The sequence below is a fragment of the Mesorhizobium sp. M8A.F.Ca.ET.021.01.1.1 genome (assembly GCF_003998025.1).
Taxonomy (GTDB): Bacteria; Pseudomonadota; Alphaproteobacteria; order Rhizobiales; family Rhizobiaceae; genus Mesorhizobium.
The window spans coordinates 1-5,760 of the sequence record NZ_RZSJ01000407.1 but is presented as its reverse complement, the minus strand read 5'-3'; the positions used below and the strand labels follow the sequence as shown (position 1 = coordinate 5,760).

General features: G+C 64.4%; 5 protein-coding genes and 1 pseudogene. 2 read left to right on the top strand and 4 right to left on the bottom strand.

All coding sequences use genetic code 11. From position 1 onward, the window contains the following. The coding region (locus EOA36_RS25355) for an aminopeptidase family protein P (protein ID WP_145969303.1) at positions 1-1,503 on the top strand (1,503 nt) is incomplete at its 5' end. A gap of 351 nt (positions 1,504-1,854) precedes the next feature. On the opposite strand, the gene EOA36_RS25350 is transcribed toward EOA36_RS25355, so the two are convergent. After that, positions 1,855-2,151: an AzlD family protein gene (locus EOA36_RS25350; RefSeq protein WP_127279896.1), complete on the bottom strand. Its 297-nt coding sequence runs from the start codon at positions 2,149-2,151 to the stop codon at positions 1,855-1,857. Then, positions 2,148-2,876, bottom strand: a complete 729-nt coding sequence (locus tag EOA36_RS25345) for an AzlC family ABC transporter permease (protein ID WP_127279895.1) — start codon at positions 2,874-2,876, stop codon at positions 2,148-2,150. The genes EOA36_RS25350 and EOA36_RS25345 overlap by 4 nt, the downstream gene beginning before the upstream one ends. A 221-nt stretch (positions 2,877-3,097) precedes the next feature. Between EOA36_RS25345 and EOA36_RS25340 the strand changes: the two genes are divergently transcribed. Beyond that, on the top strand, positions 3,098-3,856 hold the full coding sequence (locus tag EOA36_RS25340) for an SDR family oxidoreductase (RefSeq protein ID WP_127279894.1): 759 nt from the start codon (positions 3,098-3,100) through the stop codon (positions 3,854-3,856). 123 nt (positions 3,857-3,979) lie between these two features. Here the strand turns inward: EOA36_RS25340 and EOA36_RS25335 are convergent. Together EOA36_RS25335 and EOA36_RS25330 are read right to left on the bottom strand one after the other, a co-directional pair. Then, positions 3,980-4,674, bottom strand: a pseudogene (locus EOA36_RS25335) (TIGR02453 family protein). Continuing rightward, the coding region (locus tag EOA36_RS25330; protein WP_281040079.1) for a BRCT domain-containing protein at positions 4,671-5,760 on the bottom strand (1,090 nt) is incomplete at its 5' end. The gene EOA36_RS25330 and the pseudogene EOA36_RS25335, both read right to left, overlap by 4 nt.

The following is a 5,760-nucleotide window of genomic DNA, read 5'->3' as shown; positions in this document are numbered from 1 at the left end:
GGGGCGCGGCTGGGCTTCGATCCCTGGCTGCACACGATCGGCGAGGTCAAGGCGCTGCAGGCCTCCGCCGACAAGATCGGCGCGGTGCTCGTGCCGCTCGACAGGAACCCGATCGACATCATCTGGAAGGATCAGCCCGGCGCACCCGTGACCCCGGTCGAGCTGCACCCGATCGGCTTTGCCGGCGAGCTCGCCAAGGACAAGCTGGCGCGGCTGGCGACGGCGATCGGCAAGGAAGGCGCTACCCATGCGGTGCTGACCGACCCCTCCTCCATCGCCTGGGCCTTCAACATCCGTGGCGGCGACGTGCCGCACACGCCGCTGGCGCTCGGCTTCGCCATCCTCGCCGCCGACGGGGCGCACCAGCTGTTCATAGACAGCCGCAAGTTCTCGCGCCAGGTCGCCGCCTACCTCACCCAGCTTGCCGATCCGCATGAGCCCGGCGAATTCGAGGCCGCGATCGCAGCACTTGCCAAGAGCGGCGCGAAAATCGCGCTCGATCCGGTGCTGGCGGCCGACCGGCTGCGCATGCTGGTCGAGGACAATGGCGGCACGGTGATTGCCGCGCCCGACCCCGCCCGCATCCCTCGCGCCACCAAAAACCAGGCCGAGATCAACGGCTCGCGCGCCGCGCATCGCCGCGACGGCGCGGCGGTGGCCAAGCTGTTGTGCTGGCTCGACCGGCAGAAGCCCGGCTCGCTCGACGAGATCGCGGTCGTCACCAGGCTCGAAGAGACGCGCCGGCAAACCGGCGAGGAAACCCAGATGCCGCTGCGCGATGTCTCCTTCGACACTATTTCCGGCGCCGGCCCGAACGGCGCCATCATGCATTACCGCGTCTCGCGCGCCACCAGCCGCAAGCTTGAGGCCGGAGAGCTGTTCCTGCTCGATTCCGGCGCGCAATACCAGGACGGCACCACGGACATCACCCGCACCGTGCCGATCGGCCAGCCGACCGAAGAGATGCGCGAACGCTTCACGCTGGTGCTGAAAGGCATGATCGGCATTTCCACGCTGCGCTTCCCCGCCGGCACGCGCGGCTCCGAGATCGACGCCGTCGCCCGCATGGCGTTGTGGAAGCATGGCTGCGACTTCGCCCATGGCACCGGCCATGGCGTCGGCTCCTATCTTGCCGTGCATGAGGGTCCGCAGCGCATCGCCCGCACCGGCACCGAAAAGCTGCTCGAAGGCATGATGCTGTCCAACGAGCCCGGCTATTACAAGGAAGGCGCCTACGGCATCCGCATCGAGAACCTCATCCTGGTGACGCCGGCCGAACAGATCGAGGGCGGCGACATCGCCATGCACGCTTTCGAGACGCTGACGCTGGCGCCGATCGACGTCAGGCTGGTGCGATCGGACTTGCTGACCCGTGACGAACTGCACTGGCTCGACGCCTACCACGCCCGCGTCGCGGCCGAGATCGGGCCGATGCTCGACGGCGAAACACTGGCCTGGCTGGAAAAGGCGACGGCACCACTGCCGCACGACGCGAAGATTTGAGCATCTTTCTCCCCGTTGCGCTAGGCGATGCACACATCTTTTGTGACTGCGGTGACGGATCTGTGCGAGGCTTGATTGCCAGGTGGTTCCCCCAATCCGTCGCTGCTTCGCAGCGCCACCTTTCCCCCCTCCGGAGGGAAAGGAAGGGAGCTTTGCTGGACGAGCGTTGACGGCATAAAACCTGGCGCCTTTCCTCTACCCCGTCGATCGGGGGAGAGGTGGCTCGGCGAAGCCGAGACGGAGTGGGGGTCGACCGACGCAACCTAGTCTGAGACCAATGCATGGGCCAAGCCGCCATGCACGCTGCGAAGGACGGCAGGTCAAATGGGGCAAACGATCACGCTGGCGAGATCATCCCACGAACTGCCGCGCCAGAATCAACACCGCAGCACCCGTCAAAAACATCGCCATCAACCCGCCACGCAACGAAACCGCCGCCGTGACAACCAACGCTGCCCACTCCGCCGGTCCGGCATTCAGCAGTTCCGGCGCCACCAGCGTCGTCAGCACTGCCGCCGGCACCGCGTTGAGGCCGGCTTCTACGCGCGGATGGATGTGGTCGAAGCGGGAGATGACCAGATGCCCGCCGATGCGCGTGAGATAGGTGGCGATCGCGCCGGCGATGATGATCCAGAATGTCGTGCTCATGGCCTTGTCTCCACGCCGCTATGGTGCGGCGGCAGGATGACAGCCAACAGCACGCCGGCGATGGCGCCGATGGAGACGTGCCAGGGCGAACCCACCGTCTTGTAGGCAATGATGGACGCGCAGGCACTGGCGACGACCACCGGCAGCCACAGCGGCCGCTTGCGGAAGCCCATCACAAGGCCGAGGAAATAGATCGGCAGCAGGAAATCGATGCCCAGCGCATGCGTATCTGGAATGAGCTTGCCGAACAGCGCACCGAGCGCGCTTTCGACGATCCAGAACAGATAGACCGGCAGGCCAAGCCCCAGATACCAGGCGAAGCCCACAGTCTGGCCGGATTGCGCGCGTGCCTCGGCGACCGCGAATTGCGGATCGGTGAGGATGAAATAGCCGAGTGCTTGGCTGATGACAGGCCAGTGCGCGATGCGCCGGCCGATGCCGGCGGAATAGAGCACGTGACGGAAATTCACGGCGAAGATCGAGAGCACGACCAACCATGGCGCGACATGCTGGCCGAACAACTGGATGCCGACCATCTGGCTGGCGCCGCCATAGACCAGCGCGCTCATCAGGAAGGCTTCAAGGACCGAAAACCCATTGTCGACGGCGAGCGCACCGAACAGCACCGCGAACGGCGCCGACGCCACCACAACCGGCATGGAGAGCCTAACCCCTTGCCAGAAATCGCTTTTCGCGCCGCTCTCTGAAATCACGTCCGTCGCCATCGGCCACTCCATGAGGAGTGGCGGTATGTAGGGGGCATGCCCAGCCTTGTCACACGAATTCGCTTGAGCCAAACGATCAGCGGAAATCATCGGCAAGCCTTTCACGCCGGAATTTGGCCCGCGCTCCGTCATATCGACGCGAGATCACAATGGCTCTGCAGTTCCGCGTAAAGGCACGCTATTGTCCGGTGATTGCAGATTGGCGAAAAAAGGGGTTGCGGATGATCGTTTATAATTTCACCGGCAGGCATGCGGTCGTCACCGGGGCTGGCGGCGGCATGGGCGAGGCGATTACCCTGGCGCTGCTCGATGCCGGCGCTTCCGTCACCGCCATCGACATCAAGCCACGCCCGGCATCGCTCGCCGCCTATGACGACAGGCTCATTTTCGCGCAGGGCGATCTCACCGATGCCGCCTTTGTCGAACAGACCATCAATGCTGCGGGCCGTGAGCGCGGCGGCATCGACTATCTTGCCAATGTCGCAGGGGTGCTCTGGTTCGGCCGCGACAAGTCGGCCCTGGAGATGGACCTCGACGTCTGGGATCAGGTCTTCAACATCAACCTGAAATCCTTCGTGCACACGGCGCGGGCGGTCGTGCCACATATGCGCGCGGGCGGCCGCGGCGGCGCCATGGTGCATTTCTCGACCATCCAGTGGTATCGCGGCGATCCGACCCCGCAGGATGCCTACCAGGCCTCGAAGGCCGGCGTCTGCGCGCTCTCCAAGTCGCTCGCCATGCAACTGGCCGGCGATCGCATCCGGTCGAACGCCATCTGCCCGGGCATGGCGCTGACGCCATTGCAGGCGCGCTGGGACACCGAGGAGAAGCGCGCCGCCGTCGCCAGCTACACGCCGCTCGGCCGCATCGGCACGCCGCAAGACATGGCCAACGCAGCACTTTTCCTGCTCTCCGACGCGGCAAGTTACGTCACTGGAATTGAACTGGCCGTCGACGGCGGTCTTTTGATGCGGATGTAGCGCCGCAATCAAAGCGCTGGGCTACAGTATGTCGCGGCGAATAGGATTCGCCGACCTCCTGTAAGCTTCTGATTTTATGCATGTCGTTGTCCCGGAACCGAGGACATTTCCGGGCGACATGCATTAGCTTCCCGGCGCCGTGCCCTCGATCGCCCTGCCCCAGTCGAGCAGTGGCTTGGCGCGCATGGTGAAATCGACGAGTTCCTCGACCAGTCCCGGCCCGTGGATACCAGCCGGATCGATTGCGTGGCGAACGGCGAAGTGCCGGTTGCGGATGGCGGCGACAAGATCTTTGTCGGCGACGTGTTCGAAGCCGCGCGGCGTGCGTTTCATGCCGCCTTCGGCATCGAGTTCGAGGCCATTTTTCCCCAGCGCCGCCACCACGGCGCGAAACGTATCGGGATGGCTTGAGATGGCCTGCGCATGGCCGTCAGCAGTTCCGGCGCCGGCTGCCACCAGGCGACGCCGGCAAAGCAGCGCTCGAGCCCGATATGGACGAAGAACACACCCTGCTCCATCTTGGTGCCGTCCGGCGACAGGATAGCTGACAGATGCCGGTTATAGGGTCGTTTGTCCTTGGCGAAGCGCACGTCGCGGTTGATGCGGAACAGCGACTTCTTGCGATCGCCACGCAGGCCGAGGCCAGCCTGCGCAAAACGCAGAGTAAGCGTCTCGACGAGATCCCCCAGTGGGTCGCGCAATTCCTTTTCGAACAGGTCGCGGTTTTCCAGGAACCACTCGCGACTCTGGTGGAAATCCAATGCCTTCAGGAACGGAATGGCCTTTGGGCCGAACCCTTTGAATGCCCCGTCCGTCACGATTTGCCGACCCGCTGCAGCCAGGTGTCCTCATCGATGACTTCGACGCCGAGTTCGCTGGCAAGCTTGAGCTTGGAACCGGCGCCAGGACCGGCCACCAGCAAATCGGTCTTGGCCGAAACCGAGCCGGCCACCTTGGCGCCGAGACGCTCGGCCATCGCCTTGGCTTCCGAGCGGGTCATCTTTTCCAGCGAACCGGTAAAGACGATCGTCTTGCCGGCGACTTCGCTGTCGGCCGAGACGGTGACGATATATGGCTTCGGCTTGACCTGCTGCAGCAGCTTCTCGAGCACGTCGTCATTGCGCTCGTTGCCGAAGAAATCGCGAAGCGCATCGATCACCGTATCGCCAATGCCGTTGATCGATGGGAAGACCGCATGCGGATTCTCCGCCGCCGCAGTCTCCTTGCCGACTCGGATAAGCTCCTTGATGGTCGAGAAGGTTCGCGCAAGTACCGCGGCCGTGGTTTCGCCGATATGGCGGATGCCGAGCGCGAAAATGAAGCGGTCGAGCTCCGGCTCGCGGCGCGAATCGATTGCCGCAAACAGCTTGTCCAGGCCTTCATAGTTGCGGTCCTCGACGCTGCGCACATTCTTGCGCGTCTTGCCGGACGCCGCCTCGCGCTGCCTTGCCTGCTCCTCGCGCCGCTCGGCCAGCGCCTTGGTCACGGCGGGGCGGCGCTCCCTCAGCGTGAAGATGTCGGCGGCTGTCTTGATCAACCCGGCATTGAAGAACGTGTCGATATTCTCCGCGCCCAGGCCTTCAATATCCAGGGCGCCGCGCGACACGAAATGGCGCAGCCCTTCCACGGCCTGCGCCGGGCAGATCAGTTCGCCGGTGCAGCGGCGGCGCGAATCCTCCTTGCCGGTCTTCTCGTTGATCTCGCGCGTCGCCGGCGAGCCGCAGATCGGGCAGGTGTGCGGGAATTCGTATGGCACGGCATCGGGCGGACGCTTGTCGATGACGACACTGACGATCTGTGGAATGACATCCCCTGCCCGCTGGATCACGACGGTGTCGCCGATGCGCACGTCGATGCCGTCGCGGATCGGCTGGCCGGTGCTGTCTAGGCCCTTGATATAATCC